Annotated in this window: 21 protein-coding genes; 18 read left to right on the forward strand and 3 right to left on the reverse strand. The window is 39.9% G+C overall.

The features are described 5' to 3' along the window. The 9 genes from pstC to P7J58_RS03820 all read left to right on the forward strand — a co-directional run bounded on the left by pstC (position 1) and on the right by P7J58_RS03820 (position 8,293). Entirely contained in the window at positions 1-918 is a 918-nt protein-coding gene (pstC, locus tag P7J58_RS03780; RefSeq protein ID WP_044758718.1) for a phosphate ABC transporter permease subunit PstC, read from the forward strand. Next, positions 908-1,795, forward strand: coding sequence for a phosphate ABC transporter permease PstA (gene pstA, locus P7J58_RS03785; protein ID WP_014635996.1), 888 nt, complete (start codon positions 908-910; stop codon positions 1,793-1,795). The genes pstC and pstA overlap by 11 nt, the downstream gene beginning before the upstream one ends. Positions 1,796-1,819: 24 nt before the next feature. Continuing rightward, positions 1,820-2,623 carry a phosphate ABC transporter ATP-binding protein PstB gene (gene pstB / locus P7J58_RS03790; protein WP_029185151.1) on the forward strand — a complete coding sequence of 268 codons (804 nt, stop codon included), beginning with the start codon at positions 1,820-1,822 and terminating at the stop codon, positions 2,621-2,623. A gap of 11 nt (positions 2,624-2,634) precedes the next feature. Beyond that, entirely contained in the window at positions 2,635-3,393 is a 759-nt protein-coding gene (gene pstB / locus P7J58_RS03795) for a phosphate ABC transporter ATP-binding protein PstB (protein ID WP_029186694.1), read from the forward strand. 26 nt (positions 3,394-3,419) lie between these two features. After that, positions 3,420-4,076: a phosphate signaling complex protein PhoU gene (phoU, locus tag P7J58_RS03800; RefSeq protein WP_408555740.1), complete on the forward strand. Its 657-nt coding sequence runs from the start codon at positions 3,420-3,422 to the stop codon at positions 4,074-4,076. A 149-nt stretch (positions 4,077-4,225) separates the two neighbouring features. Further along, a complete protein-coding gene (locus P7J58_RS03805; RefSeq protein ID WP_408555741.1) occupies positions 4,226-4,774 on the forward strand; it encodes a hypothetical protein in 549 nt (182 codons plus the stop codon). Positions 4,775-4,919: 145 nt separating this feature from the next. After that, a complete protein-coding gene (locus P7J58_RS03810; protein WP_014637852.1) occupies positions 4,920-5,591 on the forward strand; it encodes a response regulator transcription factor in 672 nt (223 codons plus the stop codon). Beyond that, positions 5,584-6,963: a sensor histidine kinase gene (locus tag P7J58_RS03815; RefSeq protein ID WP_408545990.1), complete on the forward strand. Its 1,380-nt coding sequence runs from the start codon at positions 5,584-5,586 to the stop codon at positions 6,961-6,963. The genes P7J58_RS03810 and P7J58_RS03815 overlap by 8 nt, the downstream gene beginning before the upstream one ends. A gap of 100 nt (positions 6,964-7,063) precedes the next feature. After that, positions 7,064-8,293 (forward strand): transglutaminase domain-containing protein, encoded by a 1,230-nt coding sequence (locus P7J58_RS03820; RefSeq protein ID WP_029179556.1) that lies wholly within the window; start codon positions 7,064-7,066, stop codon positions 8,291-8,293. Positions 8,294-8,555: 262 nt separating this feature from the next. Here the strand turns inward: P7J58_RS03820 and rpsT are convergent, their stop codons facing one another. Next, positions 8,556-8,804, reverse strand: coding sequence for a 30S ribosomal protein S20 (gene rpsT, locus P7J58_RS03825; RefSeq protein WP_012027069.1), 249 nt, complete (start codon positions 8,802-8,804; stop codon positions 8,556-8,558). A gap of 58 nt (positions 8,805-8,862) precedes the next feature. Then, on the reverse strand, positions 8,863-9,783 hold the full coding sequence (gene coaA / locus P7J58_RS03830) for a type I pantothenate kinase (RefSeq protein WP_002935283.1): 921 nt from the start codon (positions 9,781-9,783) through the stop codon (positions 8,863-8,865). Positions 9,784-9,891: 108 nt separating this feature from the next. Between coaA and P7J58_RS03835 the strand changes: the two genes are divergently transcribed. From P7J58_RS03835 to P7J58_RS03875, 9 genes are all read left to right on the forward strand, one after another. Beyond that, positions 9,892-10,482, forward strand: coding sequence for a class I SAM-dependent methyltransferase (locus P7J58_RS03835; RefSeq protein ID WP_024376492.1), 591 nt, complete (start codon positions 9,892-9,894; stop codon positions 10,480-10,482). Continuing rightward, a complete protein-coding gene (locus P7J58_RS03840; RefSeq protein WP_002940851.1) occupies positions 10,479-11,756 on the forward strand; it encodes a pyrimidine-nucleoside phosphorylase in 1,278 nt (425 codons plus the stop codon). Before P7J58_RS03835 ends, P7J58_RS03840 begins: the two co-directional genes overlap by 4 nt. 15 nt (positions 11,757-11,771) lie before the next feature. Then, positions 11,772-12,434, forward strand: a complete 663-nt coding sequence (gene deoC, locus P7J58_RS03845) for a deoxyribose-phosphate aldolase (RefSeq protein WP_105150448.1) — start codon at positions 11,772-11,774, stop codon at positions 12,432-12,434. Continuing rightward, the gene (locus P7J58_RS03850) at positions 12,421-12,810 is read left to right on the forward strand and encodes a cytidine deaminase (protein WP_002940839.1); all 390 of its coding nucleotides are present in this window, start codon (positions 12,421-12,423) and stop codon (positions 12,808-12,810) included. Before deoC ends, P7J58_RS03850 begins: the two co-directional genes overlap by 14 nt. Before the next feature lie 80 nt (positions 12,811-12,890). Further along, a complete protein-coding gene (locus tag P7J58_RS03855; RefSeq protein WP_192370165.1) occupies positions 12,891-13,958 on the forward strand; it encodes a BMP family protein in 1,068 nt (355 codons plus the stop codon). Between the two features lie 194 nt (positions 13,959-14,152). After that, positions 14,153-15,688 carry an ABC transporter ATP-binding protein gene (locus P7J58_RS03860; RefSeq protein ID WP_014637858.1) on the forward strand — a complete coding sequence of 512 codons (1,536 nt, stop codon included), beginning with the start codon at positions 14,153-14,155 and terminating at the stop codon, positions 15,686-15,688. Then, positions 15,681-16,742, forward strand: a complete 1,062-nt coding sequence (locus tag P7J58_RS03865; RefSeq protein WP_024379615.1) for an ABC transporter permease — start codon at positions 15,681-15,683, stop codon at positions 16,740-16,742. The genes P7J58_RS03860 and P7J58_RS03865 overlap by 8 nt, the downstream gene beginning before the upstream one ends. 1 nt (position 16,743) lies before the next feature. Further along, positions 16,744-17,697 carry an ABC transporter permease gene (locus P7J58_RS03870; RefSeq protein ID WP_012775589.1) on the forward strand — a complete coding sequence of 318 codons (954 nt, stop codon included), beginning with the start codon at positions 16,744-16,746 and terminating at the stop codon, positions 17,695-17,697. A 369-nt stretch (positions 17,698-18,066) separates the two neighbouring features. Beyond that, entirely contained in the window at positions 18,067-18,597 is a 531-nt protein-coding gene (locus P7J58_RS03875; protein ID WP_024415869.1) for a dihydrofolate reductase family protein, read from the forward strand. A 42-nt stretch (positions 18,598-18,639) separates the two neighbouring features. On the opposite strand, the gene P7J58_RS03880 is transcribed toward P7J58_RS03875, so the two are convergent. Continuing rightward, positions 18,640-19,623 carry an L-lactate dehydrogenase gene (locus P7J58_RS03880; protein ID WP_002940816.1) on the reverse strand — a complete coding sequence of 328 codons (984 nt, stop codon included), beginning with the start codon at positions 19,621-19,623 and terminating at the stop codon, positions 18,640-18,642. Positions 19,624-19,774 lie beyond the last annotated feature (151 nt).

Below are 19,774 nucleotides of genomic sequence, written 5' to 3' on the forward strand. Positions count from 1 at the left end.
ATGAAAAACGAACAATTAGCAAAAGAATTATCTTCTCCGTCTAAAAATTCCCGTTTGGAGAAATTTGGTAAGATTATTACTTTCCTCTGCCTGTCATTGATTGTCTTTATCGTTGCCATGATTTTGATTTTCGTAGCGCAACGTGGCTTGTCGACCTTCTTTGTAGACGGTGTTAGCATCACTGATTTCTTATTCGGAAGTAAGTGGGAACCAAGTTCTAAAATCTTCGGTGCCCTGCCAATGATTTCAGGTTCTTTCATTGTTACGATTCTGTCAGCCGTTGTTGCGACCCCTATCGCAATCGGTGCAGCGGTCTTCATGACAGAAATATCACCAAAACGTGGTGCAAAAATCTTACAACCTGTTATCGAACTGTTGGTTGGTATTCCATCGGTTGTATATGGTTTCATTGGTTTGCAAGTAGTTGTGCCATTTGTACGTTCAATCTTCGGTGGAACAGGTTTCGGTATCTTGTCGGGTGTATTTGTACTTTTTGTCATGATTTTGCCAACAGTAACCTTTATGACGGTTGACAGTTTGCGTGCAGTACCTCGTCATTACCGCGAAGCAAGTTTGGCTATGGGAGCCACTCGCTGGCAGACAATTTGGCGTGTTATTTTGAACGCAGCTAAGCCAGGTATTTTTACGGCCGTTATCTTTGGTATGGCGCGTGCCTTTGGTGAAGCCTTGGCAATTCAGATGGTGGTTGGTAACTCTGCGGTTATCCCGACTTCCTTGACAACGCCAGCAGCGACTTTGACTTCTGTTTTGACAATGGGTATCGGTAATACGGTTATGGGAACTGTTCAGAACAACGTCCTATGGTCCTTGGCCCTAGTCTTGCTCTTGATGAGCCTTATCTTTAACATGATTATGAAATTTATTACGAGAGAGGGTAAGAAAAACTATGCACGCTAAAAAATTTGATAAATTGGCGACTGGTATTCTTTACTCAATCGCTGGTGTGATTGTCGTTATCTTGACGTCACTGATTCTTTACATCTTGCTACGTGGTCTGCCACATGTAAGCTGGGATTTTTTGACAAGTAAATCTTCATCTTACAAAGCTGGTGGTGGTATTGGAATTCAGCTCTACAACTCATTCTTCCTATTGGTTGTAACGCTCTTAATTTCTGTTCCCTTGTCAACCGGGGCAGGTATTTATTTGGCTGAATATGCTAAAAAAGGTCCATTGACTAACTTTATCCGTACCTGTATTGAGATTTTGTCATCCCTACCGTCCGTTGTCGTTGGTTTGTTTGGTTACTTGATTTTCGTTGTTCAGTTTGAGTACGGTTTTTCTATTTTATCAGGTGCCTTGGCTCTTACAGTCTTCAACTTACCACAGATGACGCGTAACGTAGAGGACAGCCTTCGTCACGTTCACCATACGCAACGTGAAGCAGGATTGGCTCTTGGTCTATCACGTTGGGAAACTGTTCTCCATGTTGTTATTCCAGAAGCACTTCCAGGGATTGTAACAGGTATCGTCTTGGCATCTGGTCGTATCTTCGGTGAGGCAGCAGCTCTTATCTACACGGCTGGTCAGTCAGCTCCAGCTCTTGACTGGTCAAACTGGAATCCATTGAGTGTTACTAGTCCGATTTCTATCTTCCGTCAATCAGAAACCCTTGCGGTTCATATCTGGAAGGTAAACAGCGAAGGTACAATCCCAGATGCAACCCAAGTTTCTGCTGGTTCAGCAGCTATTCTCTTGGTTTTCATCTTGATTTTCAACCTTTCTGCACGATATATCGGTAAGAAACTTCATGCGAAAATGACTTCAGCAGCCTAGAAGTCTGACTTATAAGGAGAAAAAATGGCAGATTACAACTGGAATGAACGCCATATCATTACTTTTCCAGAGGAGAATATCGCCCTTTCGACAAAAGATGTTCATGTTTACTATGGTAAAAATGAAGCGATCAAGGGCATTGATATGCAGTTCGAAAAAAATAAAATTACAGCCTTGATTGGACCATCAGGGTGTGGGAAATCAACCTATCTTCGCAGTCTTAATCGTATGAATGATACTATTGATATTGCTAAGGTAACAGGCCAGATCCTCTACGAAGGAATTGACATCAACAGACCAGATATGAACGTTTACGAAATTCGTAAACATATCGGAATGGTATTTCAACGTCCTAACCCATTTGCAAAATCGATTTATCGCAATATTACTTTTGCTCATGAGCGTGCAGGTGTAAAAGATAAGCAAGTGTTGGATGAGATTGTTGAAACCTCCTTGAAACAAGCAGCCCTCTGGGATCAGGTAAAAGACGATTTACACAAGTCAGCCTTTACCTTGTCAGGTGGTCAACAGCAACGTTTGTGTATCGCTCGTGCGATTTCTGTTAAACCTCAAATCTTGCTCATGGATGAACCAGCCTCAGCCTTGGACCCAATTGCAACTATGCAGTTGGAAGAAACCATGTTTGAGTTGAAGAAAGATTACACGATTATCATCGTTACGCACAACATGCAACAGGCAGCGCGTGCAAGTGACTATACAGCTTTCTTCTATCTTGGTGACTTGATTGAGTACGATAAAACAGCAAATATCTTCCAAAATGCCAAACTCAAGTCTACTAACGATTACGTTTCAGGACACTTTGGATAGAAAGGGAAACAATGACATCACCTATTTTACAAGTAAAAGATTTGTCTGTTTACTACAATAAGAAAAAGGCTTTGAATAGTGTTTCAATAGATTTCTATCCAAATGAAATTACAGCCTTGATTGGTCCGTCAGGTTCTGGTAAGTCAACGCTCTTGCGTGCTATTAACCGCATGGGCGATTTGAACCCAGAAGTAACTTTGACTGGTGCTATTGATTACAATGGTAAAAATATTTACAGTCCCCGTACAGATACGGTAGACCTTCGTAAGGAAATCGGGATGGTCTTCCAACAACCAAACCCCTTCCCTATGTCTATCTATGAAAATGTTGTCTACGGTCTTCGTATCAATGGTATTAAGGACAAGCAACTTCTTGATGAGACTGTAGAGCGTGCCTTGATTGGTGCTTCTATTTGGAACGAGGTTAAGGATCGTTTACACGATTCAGCAGTTGGTTTGTCAGGTGGTCAGCAACAACGTGTCTGTGTGGCGCGTGTCTTGGCTACTAGTCCTAAAATTATCTTGTTGGATGAGCCAACATCAGCACTTGACCCTATCTCAGCTGGTAAGATTGAAGATACCTTGTATGGTTTGAAGGATAAGTACACCATGGTATTGGTAACACGTTCAATGCAGCAAGCGTCTCGTATTTCAGATAGAACTGGTTTCTTCTTAGATGGAGATTTAATCGAATACAATTCTACAAAAGAAATGTTCATGAACCCGGCAAACAAAGAGACAGAAGATTATATTACAGGTAAGTTTGGTTAATCCTGTTAAAAAGAAAAGAGGTTTATATGTTAAGAGCGCAGTTTGAAGAAGAATTAGGAAAACTCCACAACCAATTTTACGCGATGGGAAATGAAGTTTTGGCTCAAATTAATAATGCTGTTCGTGCCTTTACAACTCATGATCGTGAATTGGCGAAAGAAGTGATCGAAGCCGATAAAAAAATCAATGATTTTGAAATTAAACTCGAAAAGAAATCTTTAGAGATTATTGCATTGCAACAGCCAGTTTCTACAGATTTACGTCGTGTAATCACTGTCTTGAAAGCAACAAGTGACTTAGAACGTATGGGAGACCACGCAGTTTCGATCGCAAAAGCTGCTATTCGTATGAAAGGCGAAGTCCGCATTCCAGTAGTTGAAGATGAAGTGAAGAAGATGGGGCGCGAAGTTCGAAAACTTGTTGAGGAAACGCTCGAACTATATCTAGCAAACTCTGATGTTGAGGTCGCTTATGAAGTGGCAGCTCGTGACGAAATTGTCAATGACTTTTATTCAGCCATCCAAGAATTAACAACAGAAGAAATCAAGAAGAATCCAGAATCCTTGGTTGCTGGTCGCGACTATTACCAAGTTTTAACCTACTTGGAACGTGTCGGTGACTATGCTAAAAATATCTGTGAGTGGGTTGTTTACCTACGAACAGGCGACATCACTGAATTGTAAGATGGAAGTCCGAAAGGACTTCTTTTAGTTTGCTTTAAGGAAAATGCAATGAATCTTTAGATTGGTTTAAGTTTCTCATTCTATACTGTTCGTGTCATCAGGTGAGTAAAGACTCGCTATGATAAAATTTTATTGAAAAGAGGAATTTTATGTCAATAATCAATCAATTAAAGTCACAGTCGAAAACAGTTTTGGCAGCGGTTGCTATTACGGCAGCAACTGTAGGTTTTGCTGGAGGTATGAGCATTTCAAAATCTTCAACAGCTGTATCGACACAAAGCCAAGCTGCATTAGCTCAGAATGGAGCAACGAACGGACAAGCTAATTCAATCGCAGGTAATCAAATGCCGCCCGCCTCTAATGGTGGTATGCAAGGCATGCCCCCTGGTCAAAATGGAAACACTCAAGGCCTACCTCCAGGACAGAATGGGAATAGTCAAGGTATGACTCCACCAGATGCAACAGGCGAAACAACCCAAGGAATGCCATCGGGTCGAAACGGTGAGATGCGTGGTATGCCACCTGGTCAAAATGGCAATACCCAAGGCCTGCCCCCTGGTCAAGGAACAACCCCTCCAGATGCTACAAGTAGTGCAACACAATCAAATACTTCCTCAGATGAGGTAAATGCTTTAAAAAAGAAGAATCAAGAAATAAAATCCCAAATTTCAGGTAGTTCTAGCACTTCAAACCAATAGGAAAAATTTGAGATAAGTGGTATAATAAATTAAACTCTGACAGAAATGCAGAGGCAACTTATTAAAGTGAAAAAATATGTTCAAAGACCAAGTTTTTACTTGTGTCTTTGAATTGTCTTTTGGATATTAGGTTAAGGAGATAGACATGATTAAGATTTTGTTAGTAGAAGACGATTTAAGCCTATCCAATTCAGTTTTTGACTTCCTAGATGATTTTGCGGATGTTATGCAGGTTTTTGATGGTGAAGAAGGAATCTATGAAGCGGAAACTGGTGTGTACGACTTAATTTTATTAGATTTAATGTTACCTGAAAAAGATGGCTTCCAAGTTTTGAAAGAGTTACGTGAAAAAGGTGTTACGACACCTGTTCTGATTACAACAGCCAAAGAAAGTCTTGAGGATAAAGGCCATGGTTTTGAATTGGGCGCTGATGACTACTTGACAAAACCGTTTTATTTAGAAGAATTGAAGATGCGAATTCAAGCTCTATTAAAACGAGCGGGTAAGTTTAATGAAAACACACTAACTTATGGGGACGTGACCGTTGACTTATCGACAAACTCTACAACTGTAAATGGCGAAGAAGTTGAATTGCTAGGAAAAGAATTCGATCTACTAGTCTACTTCTTGCAAAATCAAAATGTTATCTTACCAAAAACTCAAATTTTTGACCGTATTTGGGGATTTGACAGTGACACGACTATTTCAGTAGTAGAAGTATATGTTTCTAAAATTAGGAAAAAGTTGAAAGGAACGACCTTCGGGGAAAATCTTCAAACCCTGCGTAGTGTCGGGTACATTCTAAAAAATGCCTAAGCGAATCAGAAAATTAGTGTATACGGATAAATTTTCCTTCTTTATCCGTTATTTTGCAGTATTTACCCTGATTTTTGGCTTGATGACAGCTATCATTTTTCAATTAATGCGTTCAACTATGTATCAAAATTCAGATAATACCTTGAAACGGATTAAGGAAGAGCCAGCGATGGCTGTTGGTTTTGCAATCGCAAGAACGTATGAGCCTAACTCTGTCTTTATACTTCAAGATAGCCCAACTAGTGAAGAAACGACGAGCTCTAGCTCAGATAGCATGCCTGTTCCTAAAGATCAAAAAAATACTAGAGATGTAGAACAGCTGAAATTAGGTATCAATACTCATGTCTTACTCTATAGTAAAAGTGGAGAAATGGTCAATCCGGATACTTTTACTGGTTTGGCCGACCTACCGTTAGATAAGGAAAAATTGGGCGAAATTAAGGAAGCAACGGTTGAATCAAGCTTCGGTATGTCTGAAGATTATCGCTATGTGACGATTGAGCTGGCTACAGATGAACTAGGTTATTATTCGTCCTATGATATAAAATATGCGACAATTTTAGTGAATGTCAGCCAAATAAAATCCTCCATTGAGACCTATGAATCGACAGTTGCTATTGTTATGGTATCAGCTTGGCTCATTTCTATCTTGGCAAGTATTTACCTATCAAATCTTAGCATGCGTCCAATTCTAATTAGCTATCAAAAGCAAAAAGACTTTGTTGAAAATGCTAGTCATGAGTTGCGTACGCCGTTGGCTGTTCTCCAAAATCGCTTGGAGAGCCTGTTTCGCCATCCCGAAGCGACGATTTTAGAGAGTAGTGAAAGCATCGGATCTAGTTTAGAAGAAGTCCGAAATATGCGATTATTGACAACGAACCTGCTCAATTTGGCTCGTCGTGATGATGGCTTAAAAGTCGATATGATCGATGTCCAACCCAACTATTTTGATGAAATCTTTGCTAATTACCTTATGATTGCCGAAGAAAATGGAAAAACACTAACAGTTAATAATTTGATTCATCAGCCGATTCGAACAGACAAGGTCCTGATTAAACAGTTGCTTACCATTTTATTTGACAATGCCATGAAGTATACCGACGATGACGGCAGAATTCAAATTACAGCTAATATCAAGGATAAATCTGTCTACTTTACAGTTGCCGACAATGGTTTGGGAATCAGCGATGCCGATAAGAAGAAAATCTTTGATCGCTTTTATCGAGTTGATAAGGCCAGAACGCGTCAAAAAGGTGGTTTCGGTCTAGGATTATCGCTGGCTCAGCAAATTATCAAGACATTAGGTGGGAAAATCTCTGTTAGAGATAACCAACCGAAAGGAACTATTTTTGAGGTAGGATTATCTAAATAAAACAATATTATCAGGCTAGGAAAATTCTAGTCTAATTTTTTTGTGTAGTTCGTCAGAAGCCTCCTAATTATGTTATACTTAAACAAGAATGGAGGTAAATATGAGGAAAGTTTCTCGTGGCGTTTTAACCATATTAATATCGGCGACAGTCCTTTCTGCTTGTTCAGGAGGAGAACAAGAGCTGAGTGAACGTTTGGAAGAAGTTAAATTTGAATTTTCTAAAGAAAAAAAGCAACTAGAAGCAGAATTAACAGCATTAAAAGAAGAGGTTCAAGGAAATTTCTACTACCAACAATTGGATACTGATAAGGAACGTCGTGCCTATCTCCAATTTGTTAATGGGCTCAGCAAGCGGATGCAAGTGATCGATATTGATTCTGTTAATGATGAAATATATTCGCGCGTCTATTTTTCTGTCGCTCATGATTATCCAGAATTTTACTGGCTAACAGATGAAGCGGCAATGAGTGGCGGAGTTGATATATTGGATTTAGAAGAGCCAGCGTATCCGACTGATTTATCTCCTACACGAAATAAAATAGAAGAGGAAGTGAATAAGATACTTGCTCAGGCACCAACAGGGTCGGACTATGAGAAGGTTAAATATTTTTACGAGGTGATTATAAAGCAAACGGATTACGACCTTGAAGCCCTTCAGACCAACTCTGTCACGTGGAGAAGCCAAGGAATTACCAGTGTGCTATTAGATAAGAAATCCGTTTGTGCTGGCTATAGTCGCACCTTCCAATACCTATGTAAAAAAGCAGGTATTGATTGTATCTATGTCACAGGGATTGCCAAAAATGGGCAAAACGGTGAGTTTGGGCATGCTTGGAATCTAGTCAAGATAAATGGACAATACTATGGTGTTGATACGACTTGGGGAGATCCAGTTTTTGATCAAGCTATAAGTGGAGAAGCGCATACAGATATTTCATACGATTATCTATGTGTCCCTGATGAAATATTAGAGAGAAGTAGAATTGCTGATACCGACCTCCTCGACTACTGGGGAGAAGAACAATATTACGAACCTAGAGCATTGACCTATCCAAAGTGTACAGATAATTCATTGAATTACTATGTTCAAAAGGGAGTTTATTTCACAAGTTTTGATGAAGCTGCAGTTTTACAGTCCCTCACTGACCAGCGACTACAAGGTACGGATAAAGTAGTCTTGCAATTCGGAACAGCAGAAGCAATGCAACAAATGATTACATTGGCCTCTACTGAAAATAATGCTATTTTTCAGGCTTTGGGAGATGTAGGAGAGTATCAGTACTATTATAATGACCAAACCTATACATTTGAACTGGCAGATTGGTTCTAACGAATTAGTTTGAATCTCAAGGAGCGTGCTCTTCCCTAATAATAAAAAAATAGGGAGTGGGAAAGACATCATGGTGGCTCCGTCCTTACCTACAGAATAATGAAAACAAACATAAAGTCCTCACTAGGTGTATAATCTTAGTGAGGGCTTTGTGGTTGACGAGTTTATGATGTTATTCTTCGAGGGAAAACTGTTCCACTTTGTCCCGCCTCCTTATGATGGAAAAAATAAAAAAAAGGAAACCCAAAGGTTTCTTTTTTAATTAAGCAAGTTTTGATGCAAGACGTGCTTTATCGCGGCTTGCTTTGTTTTTGTGAATCAAACCTTTTGTTTCTGCTTTATCGATTGCTGAACTAGCAGCACGGAAAAGCTCTTCAGATGGGTTAGCTTCAAATGCTTTGATTGCAGTACGCATAGCTGATTTTTGTGCTGAGTTTTTCTCGTTTTGTTTAACGTTCAATTCAGCGCGTTTGATAGCTGACTTAATGTTTGCCAATGGTTTCACCTCCACCCTTTCTTGTACTAACTATACCATTATATCTGAAAAGAGTGTTTTTGACAAGTGAAATTTATTTTTTTAGATAAATTTTATCAATCTCATGGTTTTCGGCCTTATGAAGAATAATATCAGCACGGTTTCTGGTTGGTTCAATGAATTTTTCTAAGTTAGCTAGATTAATATTTTTCCAAGTATTCTGGGCAATAGATAGAATCTCAGGGTACGTCATCTGGGTAAAACGATGGTAATAGTTGTTAGGGTCATTTTTCGCCAATGTCAATAATTTTTGGAATCGCTCCAAGTACCAGGTTTCAATATGCTCCACGTCAGCGTCAACGTATATAGAGAGGTCAAAATAGTCACTGACATAGAGGCGCTGGTTTTGTGGATTTTGAAATACATTGATTCCTTCGACAATCAAGAAATCTGGAGACTTAATTTCCTGAGTTTTGTTGGGGACAATATCATAGATTTCATGTGAATAGACAGGAATTTGGCAGTCGTAGCCATTTTTTATCTTATCAAGGAAATCAATCAATTTCTCCATGTCATAGGATTCAGGAAAACCTTTTTTATTTAACAGTTGCCGTTCTTCTAAGACCGCATTTGGATGGAGAAAACCATCTGTTGTCACTAATTCAACCTTGGCGTGTTTAAATGTCCGAGCGATAAGAATTTGCAGCAATCTACTAGTTGTTGATTTGCCGACAGCAACACTTCCGGAAACGCCAATGATAAATGGTTGTGGCTTGATAGTCTTTTGTAGAAATAAACTCTTCGTAAAATTTAGGTCTTTGCGTGCTTTCCGATAGATATGGATAAGATTAACCAAAGGAAGATAGATGTCAGAAACCTCATGTAATTGAATGCGGTCGTTAAAACTTTTAATAGAATTTAGTTCACTTTGACTAAGTGGAATTGTAGTCTTACGGTGTAGTTGTTGCCAAGTGGCTCGGTCAATTTGTTCAAAATTTAAAAATTCGTTTTTCATACATAATTCTTCCTATAGGTAAGCGTTTCAATATCGATTTCATTTTATCATATTTTTCATGTAAGAAAAACTCTTGAAAACGTTTTTAGGAAATGTTATAATAAGTACATGTCCAATATGTATTACGAAAAAAATCCTACAGTAGCACATGATATTCATGAAATCCACGTAAACTTACTAGACACCCCAATGTCTTTCATGACAGATGCAGGTGTTTTTAGCAAGAAGATGGTTGATTATGGTAGTCAAGTGCTTTTAAAAACTCTTCATTTTGAAAAAGGGGCATCGGTGTTGGATGTTGGTTGTGGTTATGGACCAATTGGTTTGACACTTGCTAAGGTGTTCAGCACCAAGACAACACTGATTGATATTAATAGCAGAGCTTTGGATTTAGCTACAAAAAATGCTGAGAGGAATGGTGTTACCGCTAAAATTTATCAATCCAATATCTACGAAAACGTGGACGAAACATTCAATCATATTGTTTCAAATCCACCTATTCGGGCCGGAAAATCGGTTGTACATGAAGTAATTGCTGGAGCCTTTCAACGCTTAGAGGCAAACGGAACCTTGACCATTGTCATTCAAAAGAAACAAGGTGCACCGAGTGCCAAGGCTAAGATGGAAGAGGTGTTCGGCAACTGCCAGATAATAAAGAAAGACAAGGGTTACTACATCCTTGAAAGTGTGAGAGAATGAGAGCAGTTGATTTAATTCAAAAAAAGCGTGATGGCTTAGAACTATCGTCTGAAGAAATCAAATGGTTGATTGATGGATATGTAGCTGGGACAGTACCGGATTATCAAATGTCAGCCTTGGCGATGGCGATTTATTTCAAAGGGATGTCAACACGTGAGATTTCTGATTTGACAATGTCTATGGTTGCAACGGGTGAACAGATTGATTTGTCTGCAATTCCAGGCATCAAGGTAGATAAGCATTCTACAGGTGGTGTCGGAGATAAGGTCACACTCATCTTAGCGCCATTGGTAGCAAGTTTTGATATTCCAGTTGCAAAGATGAGCGGTCGTGGACTTGGTCATACTGGCGGAACCTTGGATAAGTTAGAGTCAATCAAAGGATACCAGATTGAAGTTAGTCAAGAAGATTTTATCAAGCAAGTTCAAGATACTGGTGTTGCAGTTATTGGTCAGTCAGACAATCTTGTTAAAGCTGATAAATTGCTCTATGCCCTTCGAGATGTGACAGCAACCGTTGACATTATTCCACTGATTGCCAGCTCGGTAATGTCTAAGAAAATTGCCGCAGGTGCGGATGCGATTCTTCTAGATGTAACAGTGGGAGAAGGTGCCTTCATGAAGACCGTTGAAGAAGCACGGGTTCTAGCTCAAACCATGGTGGATCTTGGGAAGGCGGTTGGGCGTAAAACCGTTGCTGTTTTGACTGACATGTCTCAACCAGTTGGAACTTCGATTGGAAATCGTTTGGAAATTTTAGAGGCTATTGAAATTTTACAGGGTAAAGGTCGAGAAGATGTTACCGAATTTATCTGTGAACTAGCCCAAATTATGTTGGGGCTTGCAAATGTTGAGAAAAGCATTGAAGAAGTACGCCAACATATTGACAATGGTGCAGCTTTGAAGAAATTTGAAGAGATGGTCCTTGCTCAAGGTGGTGACTTAGAAGATTTATATCGTCCAGTTCAGGTTACACAGCAAGTTCCAGTTCTTGCGGAGGAGGATGGATACCTTGTAGGGCTTCCTGCGTTGGAATTCGGTCTCTTTGCAATGAAACTTGGTGCAGGTCGCGCAGTCAAGACAGACGATTTAGATTATGAAACAGGTATTGTCTTCCATAAGAAAGTAGGGGAAGCTGTTTCTAAGGGTGAACAAATCGCAACGATTTATGCCAATGAAAATATTTCGGAAAACATGCTTACAAATTTCCAAAAAAATGTTAAAATAGATAAAGAAAGTGTAAAAACGAAAGAAATCATAGAGATTATTTCTTAATATACGGAGAAAACTATGAAATTGAATAAATATATTGACCATACAATCTTGAAACCTGAGACAACACAAGAGCAGGTTGAAAAGATTTTGGCAGAAGCAAAAGAATATGATTTTGCAAGTGTCTGTGTTAACCCAACTTGGGTTGCTTTAGCAGCTGAAAGCTTGAAAGATAGTGATGTAAAAGTTTGTACAGTTATTGGTTTCCCTCTCGGAGCAAACACACCTGCTGTAAAAGCTTTCGAAACAAAAGATGCAATTTCAAAAGGAGCAGATGAGATTGACATGGTTATCAATATCGGTGCTCTGAAAACTGGAAATTACGATTTGGTTTTGGAGGATATTAAAGCTGTTGTAGCAGCAAGTGGTGATAAACTAGTCAAAGTTATCATCGAAGCATGCCTCCTTACTGATGATGAGAAAGTGAAAGCTTGTCAATTATCTCAAGAAGCTGGTGCGGACTATGTTAAAACATCTACAGGATTTTCTACAGGCGGTGCCACAGTAGCGGATGTTGCCTTAATGAGAAGAACAGTAGGACCTGACATGGGAGTGAAGGCTTCAGGTGGTGCACGTTCGTATGAAGATGCCATTGCCTTTATCGAAGCAGGAGCGTCTCGTATTGGTGCGTCATCAGGCGTGGCAATCATGAATGGAGCACAGGCGGATGGAGACTATTGATTTAATTGAATTAGCTGTAAAAAACAGTCAAAAAGCATACGTACCGTACTCAAAGTTTCCAGTTAGTGCAGTTCTTGTAGCTAAGACAGGGGAAATATTTACGGGAGTAAACATTGAAAATGCAAGCTTTGGTTTGACCAATTGCGCTGAAAGGACAGCTATTTTCAAGGCCATTTCTGAAGGTGTGAAAGATTTTTCTGAGATCATTATTTATGGCGAAACAGAAAAGCCAATATCTCCTTGTGGAGCTTGTCGCCAAGTTATGGCAGAATTTTTTGATAAGGATTTAAAAGTGACCTTGGTCGCTAAAGATAAATCGACAGTCGAGATGACAGTCGGGGAATTACTTCCATATTCCTTTACAGACTTAACCTAGTCTGTATGACAGTCATTTGACTGTAGCAATATTACTCTGCAACAATATAGTTGCAAAAAGATTTTTAGGAGGGTTCAGAAATGAACAAGAAACTTGTTGGACTTGGTCTAGCAGCTGTTGCGGCTGTATCTTTGGCTGCATGTGGTAACCGTGCTTCAAAAAGCAGTAGCTCAGAAGCATCTTCATCAGCAGACACATCTGTGAAAGCTGCTATCGTTACTGACATTGGTGGTGTTGATGACCGTTCATTCAACCAATCTGCATGGGAAGGTCTTCAAGAATGGGGTAATGCAGCTGGTCTTTCTAAAGGTAATGGCTACGATTACTTCCAATCAGCTAGTGAATCAGATTATATCACAAACCTTGATTCAGCTGTTGCTGGTGGTTACAATCTTGTGTTCGGTATTGGTTTTGCCTTGGAGAGTGCGATTGCTGAGGTTGCGCCAAATAATCCTGACACGCACTATGTAATCGTGGATAGTGTTGTTCCAGATCAAGACAACGTAGTCAGCGTAGGTTTCGCAGACCATGAAGCATCATATCTTGCTGGTGTTGCTGCAGCTAAGTCAACTAAGACAAACCACGTAGGTTTCATCGGTGGTATGGAAGGTGTTATCATCGATCGCTTTGAAGCTGGTTTCGTTGCAGGTGCTAAGTCTGTAAACAAAGACATCAAGATTACAGTTGACTATGCAGGTTCATTTGGTGATGCTGCTAAAGGTCAAACTCTTGCAGCTGCTCAATATGCTGCAGGTGCAGACGTGATCTTCCACGCTTCTGGTGGTACTGGTAACGGTGTATTTGCTGCTGCTAAAGCAGAAAATGAAACTCGTAATGAAGCAGATAAAGTTTGGGTAATCGGTGTTGACCGTGACCAATCAGCAGAAGGTGAATACACTTCTAAAGATGGTAAGTCTTCTAACTTTGTATTGGCTTCAACATTGAAACAAGTTGGTACTTCAGTTAAAGATATTGCAACTAAAGCTGTTGCAGGTGAATTCCCTGGTGGTCAAGTACTTCGATTCTCATTGAAAGATAAAGGTGTTGAATTGGCAGAAACTAACCTTTCAGAAGATGCTTCTAAAGCAGTTGCAGATGCTAAGCAAGCTATCTTGGATGGTAAAGTAGAAGTTCCTGAAAAACCTTAATGAATTTCTTTTCGACAATTCCGATTCGGCGACCCGACGGGGTCGCCGTTTTCGGGCTGAGATTTTTCTCAGTAAAGCCTATCAGCTATGGTAGGTTTTACTGACAAAAATGGTATAGTTGATGAAGAATTTTAAGGTACTAAAGTGGTACTGAAGAATTTTCAGAAGGCTATAGTCAGAAAGGATAATAGATTATGACTAAGGATTATGTCATTGAAATGCGCAATATCACTAAGATATTTGGTGAATTTGTAGCAAATGACCACATCAATTTGAATGTCAGACGTGGTGAAATCCATGCCCTTCTTGGTGAGAATGGTGCGGGTAAATCTACTCTGATGAACATGCTTGCTGGCTTGTTGGAACCTACAAGCGGTGAAATTGTTATCAACGGTCAATCCGTGAAGATTGACTCTCCATCCAAAGCAGCCCAATTGGGGATTGGTATGGTGCACCAACATTTTATGTTGGTTGATGCTTTCACAGTTGCTGAGAACATCATTCTTGGTTCTGAAACCACCAAAGGTGGCGTGATTGACCTTAAAAAAGCTATCGCAGAAATTAAAGAACTTTCTGCTAAATATGGTCTTGAAGTTGATCCAACTGCAAAGGTTGCAGATATTTCTGTGGGTGCACAGCAACGTGTAGAAATCCTTAAAACACTTTACCGTGGAGCAGACCTTTTAATTTTTGATGAGCCGACAGCTGTATTGACCCCTGCGGAAATTGCAGAGCTCTTGAAAATTATGAAAGCCTTGGTTGAAGAAGGTAAATCTATTATTTTGATTACGCACAAATTGGATGAAATTCGTGCAGTTGCCGATAGTGTAACAGTTATTCGTCGAGGTAAATCAATCGAAACAGTTGCCGTTGAAGGAGCAACAAACCAAGATTTGGCTGAGTGGATGGTTGGACGTTCCGTTTCCTTTAAAACAGAGAAAGTTGAAGCGAGTCCTAAAGAAGTCATTTTGTCAATTAAGGATTTGGTTGTCAATGAAAACCGTGGTATTCCAGCAGTTAAGGGCTTGTCACTTGATGTTCGAGCAGGTGAGGTTGTTGGTATTGCCGGTATCGACGGAAACGGTCAAAGTGAGTTGATTCAGGCAATCACTGGTTTACGTAAGGTAAAATCTGGCTCAATCACTATCAAAGGTGAGGAAGTAGTTGGTAAAACTCCACGTAAAATTACAGAAATGCAAGTGAGCCACGTTCCCGAAGATCGTCATCGCGATGGACTCGTTCTTCCGATGACTGTTGCTGAGAACTTTGCGCTTCAAACTTACTATAAAGAACCGATTTCAAAAAATGGTATCTTGAACTATAATGTCATTAATGAAAAAGCACGCGCGTTAATGGAAGAATTTGACGTTCGTGGGGCGAGTGAACTCGTCCCAATCAAGGCTCTTTCAGGCGGTAACCAGCAAAAAGCTATCATCGCGCGTGAAATCGATCGCAACCCAGACCTTTTCATTGTTAGCCAACCAACACGCGGTTTGGACGTTGGTGCTATTGAGTATATTCGTAAGCGTCTCATTGCAGAACGTGATAAGGGTAAGGCTGTTCTTGTTGTCAGCTTCGAATTGGATGAAATTTTGGATGTATCAGATAGAATTGCTGTTATCCATGATGGTGTCATCCATGGTATTGTTGAACCTGCTAAGACCAATAAACAAGAGTTAGGTGTCTTGATGGCAGGTGGACATATTGAGAAGGGAGAAGAACATGCTTAATAAATATAAGAATTTGGCCCTTCCATTAATGGCTGTGGTCAGTGGTATCCTACTTGGAGCGATTGTCATGCTTGTTTTTGGCTACGATCCAATTTGGGGCTATGAAGAGTTATTCTATTCAGCTTTTGGTAATATCAAATCAATTGGTGAAATTTTCCGTGCAATGGCACCACTTGTTTTCACTGCTCTCGGTTTCGCAGTAGCTAGTCGTGCAGGTTTCTTCAACGTTGGTTTGTCTGGTCAGGCCTATGTTGGTTGGGTTTTTGCTGGATGGTTTGCCTTGGCAAATCCTGACTTACCACGTCCAGTTTTGATTTTGGGAACAGTCTTGATTGCTATGTTGGCAGGCGGTATTGCTGGAGCTATTCCAGGTATTCTACGTGCCTATTTGGGAACAAGTGAAGTTATCGTTACGATTATGATGAACTACATCTTACTCTATTCATGTAACTATATCATTCGTGATGTATTTGCAGATAGTTTGATGAAGAATACAGACTCAACAGTTAACGTGTCAGCAAATGCCTCTTACCAAACAGAGTGGCTCCGTGCATTGACAGATAACTCACGTATGAATATTGGTATTTTCTTTGCCATTATTGCAGTTTTTGTGATTTGGTTCCTATTGACCAAAACGACTCTTGGTTTTGAGATTCGCTCAGTGGGGCTTAACCCAACAGCATCGGATTATGCGGGTATGTCTGCGAAACGTACGATTATTCTATCTATGGTTATTTCAGGTGCTCTTGCGGGTCTTGGGGGAGCTATCCAAGGTTTGGGTACTTTCCAAAACGTTTATATCCAAAGCGGTAACTTGGATATTGGTTTTAATGGTATGTCAGTAGCGCTTTTAGCTTCTAATTCACCGTTAGGTATTCCATTGGCTGCCTTTCTATTCGGTGTTCTTTCTGTCGGTGCCCCAGGTATGGTACGTGCACAGATTCCACCTGAATTGATCAACGTTGTTACGGCATCAATCATTTTCTTTATCGGTGTGAAATTTATTTTTGAACAATTATTAAAATCTAGAAATAAAGCGAAAGGAGCGAAATAAGATGAATGTTTCAATTCTTGCCTTACTCATTTCGCAAATGTTGATTTATTCAGCACCCTTAATCTTTACCAGTCTTGGAGGAGTTTTCTCTGAACGCGGTGGTATTGTAAACGTTGGTCTAGAAGGAATCATGGTTATCGGTGCCTTTGCTGGTGTTGTTTTCAATATCGAATTTGCAGGGACATTTGGTAATGCTACTCCATTATTAGCTGTTATTGTAGGAGGTCTTGCTGGTGTTGTTTTTGCCGCTATTCATGCGATGGCGACGATTAATTTCCGTGCAGACCACGTTGTATCAGGTACGGTGTTGAACCTTTTGGCTCCAGCATTGGGAGTTTTCCTAGTCAAGGTTATCTATAATAAGGGTCAAACTGATAGTATTACTGAATCATTTGGTAAATTTTCATTCCCTATCTTGGCAGATATTCCAATCATTGGTGAAATTTTCTTCAAAAATACAAGCTTGATGGGTTATGTAGCTATTGCAACAGCATTTCTTGCTTGGTTCATCCTTTATAAAACCAAGTTCGGTTTGCGCCTTCGTTCAGTAGGTGAACATCCGCAGGCAGCGGATACTTTGGGAATCAATGTCTACGCTATGCGTTATGCAGGTGTGTTGATTGCTGGTTTCCTTGGTGGTGTTGGTGGAGCTGTAAGTGCTCAATCAGTGAATATCAACTTCTCTGCAACAACAATCGTAGGTTCAGGTTTCATCGCTCTAGCAGCTGTAATTTTCGGTAAGTGGAATCCAATTGGCGCTATGCTCGCCAGTCTATTCTTCGGTCTTTCGCAAAGTTTGGCAGTAGTGGGTGGACAATTACCAGGATTGAAAGATATTCCAACGGTTTATCTTCAAATTGCACCATATTTGATTACTGTTATTGCTCTGTCTGCTTTCTTTGGTAAAGCAGTCGCTCCTAAAGCAGACGGTATCAACTATATCAAATCTAAATAAAAAGGTCCAGAGGACCTTTTTATCATGAGCTTGAAAATACGAAAGCGAATAAGGTCCAGTGGACCTTTCAGATTGAAGAAAAAGTCCATTTTGGACAATTTTCTTCAATCTTTTTTCTTTATGTTGAAAATTAAAAACTCTCAGAAACGCCGAAATATCAATGTTTATAAGAGTTTAATAACTTGCTATCTTTCGCAAACTTCTTCAATTTTTTTAAGGTCCAGTGTACCTTTTTATCATGTTCTTTGCTGTACAGGAAATGAATAATTGTCCTATTCAAAGGAAGAGGAGTTAGAGGGACTTTTGGTTGAGAATAGGAAGAATGACTGGTATAATATTTTGTCACTAATATATGAAATGAGGTTAATTGTGAGACGATTGGTGTTAAATATTGCAATGAGTTTAGATGGATTCATTGCACGTAAGGATGGAAGCTACGATTGGATTGAAGGACATGGTACCGATAAATACGATACAGTCTTACAGTTTGATAATCAAAAATTCTTTAACAACTGTGATACAGTTGTGATGGGGAGAAAATCATTAGAAGATTGTCCGTTGGAAATGATTGAAGGATATCAGGAAAAGCAATTTATCGTTGCGAGTCATACCGAGCAGACGGACTATGGTAATGTGCGTTTCGTAAGGGATATCATTGGGGAGATTATGGAACTTCGTTCTAGAGAAGGTGGAGATATTTGGTTGTTTGGTGGAGCAAGTCTGGTTCAGGACTGTTTAGAGGTGGGAGTGATTGATCACCTTATTATTGGGATTATTCCTACTATTTTGGGTGACGGTATTCCACTTTTCGCCTCACTTTTGGAAGAAAAGAAATTGCTCTTGGTAGAGTCAACTGTCACAGATGGAATTGCTATGTTACGTTATGATATTAGAAGGTAAAAAAGGCGAGCTATTGCTCACCTTTTTTACTATTTTATATAATTAGTTTTTAACACCAGCTGCAATTTCTGGGTTTGCGAAAGCATCATCGATGATGTCTTTCAATTGTTTAGCAGATGCTTGCATTTTTTGCAATTCAGCTTCGCTCAATGGGATATTGACTGGACGAACGATGCCGTGGGCACCGATGATAGCAGGTTGACCGATGAAGACATCTTCAACACCTTCGTATTGACCAGCTTGGTAAACTGACAATGGAAGTACTGCATTTTCATCATCAAAGATTGCTTTAGTGATACGTGCAAGTGCAACACCGATACCGTAGTAAGTTGCGCCTTTTTTGTTGATGATTGAGTAGGCTGCATCACGAACAGATACAAACAAGTCAACAAGACCTTGCTCATCAATATCGCGGTTGTCTTGCAACCAGTCGTACAATTTCACACCAGCAACGTTGGCATGTGACCAAACTGCAAATTCTGAGTCACCGTGCTCACCCATGATGTAAGCGTGAACTGAACGTGCGTCGATACCGATTTTCTCAGCCAATGCTTGACGGAAACGAGCTGAGTCAAGAGAAGTACCAGAACCGATAACACGCTCTTTAGGGAAACCAGAGAATTTCCAAGTTGAGTAAGTCAACACGTCAACAGGGTTTGCGGCAACAAGGAAGATACCGTTGAAACCAGAGTTAACGATTTCTGTAACGATTTGTTGGTTGATACGAAGGTTTTTCTCTACCAATTCAAGGCGAGTTTCACCTGGTTTTTGTGGCAAACCAGCTGTCAATACAACCAAGTCTGCGTCATGAGCATCTGAATACTCAGCAGAGTAGATTTTTTTAGGGAATGTGAAGGCCAATGCGTGGCTCAAGTCTTCTGCATCACCTTGAGTACGGTCTTTGTTGATATCGATGATACCCAATTCTTGACCAATCCCTTGGTTAACAAGAGCATAAGCATAAGCAGAACCTACGGCACCGTCACCGACAAGGATTACTTTTTTGTGTTGTTTAGTTGCAGTCATTGCTAAACATCTCCTTAGTTTTATTTGGGGATGACTTCATCCCGACCATAATACATTCTAGCATGTTTTAAGCTTTTTGTCACTTGTGAAAGCGCCTTTGAAAATGTTTACATGCTAGTTTCCAACAAAGAAATTTATTCGCCAATATGGT

Origin of the sequence: Streptococcus suis (assembly GCF_046032535.1) — a bacterium.
Classification (GTDB): domain Bacteria; phylum Bacillota; class Bacilli; order Lactobacillales; family Streptococcaceae; genus Streptococcus; species Streptococcus suis_AK.

Excerpts from the sequence above, each read along its gene's own strand:
- pstC (WP_044758718.1), top strand. The coding sequence starts at position 1 with ATGAAAAACGAACAATTAGCAAAAGAATTATCTTCTCCGTCTAAAAAT.
- pstA (WP_014635996.1), top strand. The coding sequence starts at position 908 with ATGCACGCTAAAAAATTTGATAAATTGGCGACTGGTATTCTTTACTCA.
- pstB (WP_029185151.1), top strand. The coding sequence starts at position 1,820 with ATGGCAGATTACAACTGGAATGAACGCCATATCATTACTTTTCCAGAG.
- pstB (WP_029186694.1), top strand. The coding sequence starts at position 2,635 with ATGACATCACCTATTTTACAAGTAAAAGATTTGTCTGTTTACTACAAT.
- phoU (WP_408555740.1), top strand. The coding sequence starts at position 3,420 with ATGTTAAGAGCGCAGTTTGAAGAAGAATTAGGAAAACTCCACAACCAA.
- P7J58_RS03805 (WP_408555741.1), top strand. The coding sequence starts at position 4,226 with ATGTCAATAATCAATCAATTAAAGTCACAGTCGAAAACAGTTTTGGCA.
- P7J58_RS03810 (WP_014637852.1), top strand. The coding sequence starts at position 4,920 with ATGATTAAGATTTTGTTAGTAGAAGACGATTTAAGCCTATCCAATTCA.
- P7J58_RS03815 (WP_408545990.1), top strand. The coding sequence starts at position 5,584 with ATGCCTAAGCGAATCAGAAAATTAGTGTATACGGATAAATTTTCCTTC.
- P7J58_RS03820 (WP_029179556.1), top strand. The coding sequence starts at position 7,064 with ATGAGGAAAGTTTCTCGTGGCGTTTTAACCATATTAATATCGGCGACA.
- coaA (WP_002935283.1), bottom strand. The coding sequence starts at position 9,783 with ATGAAAAACGAATTTTTAAATTTTGAACAAATTGACCGAGCCACTTGG.
- P7J58_RS03835 (WP_024376492.1), top strand. The coding sequence starts at position 9,892 with ATGTCCAATATGTATTACGAAAAAAATCCTACAGTAGCACATGATATT.
- P7J58_RS03840 (WP_002940851.1), top strand. The coding sequence starts at position 10,479 with ATGAGAGCAGTTGATTTAATTCAAAAAAAGCGTGATGGCTTAGAACTA.
- deoC (WP_105150448.1), top strand. The coding sequence starts at position 11,772 with ATGAAATTGAATAAATATATTGACCATACAATCTTGAAACCTGAGACA.
- P7J58_RS03850 (WP_002940839.1), top strand. The coding sequence starts at position 12,421 with ATGGAGACTATTGATTTAATTGAATTAGCTGTAAAAAACAGTCAAAAA.
- P7J58_RS03855 (WP_192370165.1), top strand. The coding sequence starts at position 12,891 with ATGAACAAGAAACTTGTTGGACTTGGTCTAGCAGCTGTTGCGGCTGTA.
- P7J58_RS03860 (WP_014637858.1), top strand. The coding sequence starts at position 14,153 with ATGACTAAGGATTATGTCATTGAAATGCGCAATATCACTAAGATATTT.
- P7J58_RS03865 (WP_024379615.1), top strand. The coding sequence starts at position 15,681 with ATGCTTAATAAATATAAGAATTTGGCCCTTCCATTAATGGCTGTGGTC.
- P7J58_RS03870 (WP_012775589.1), top strand. The coding sequence starts at position 16,744 with ATGAATGTTTCAATTCTTGCCTTACTCATTTCGCAAATGTTGATTTAT.
- P7J58_RS03880 (WP_002940816.1), bottom strand. The coding sequence starts at position 19,623 with ATGACTGCAACTAAACAACACAAAAAAGTAATCCTTGTCGGTGACGGT.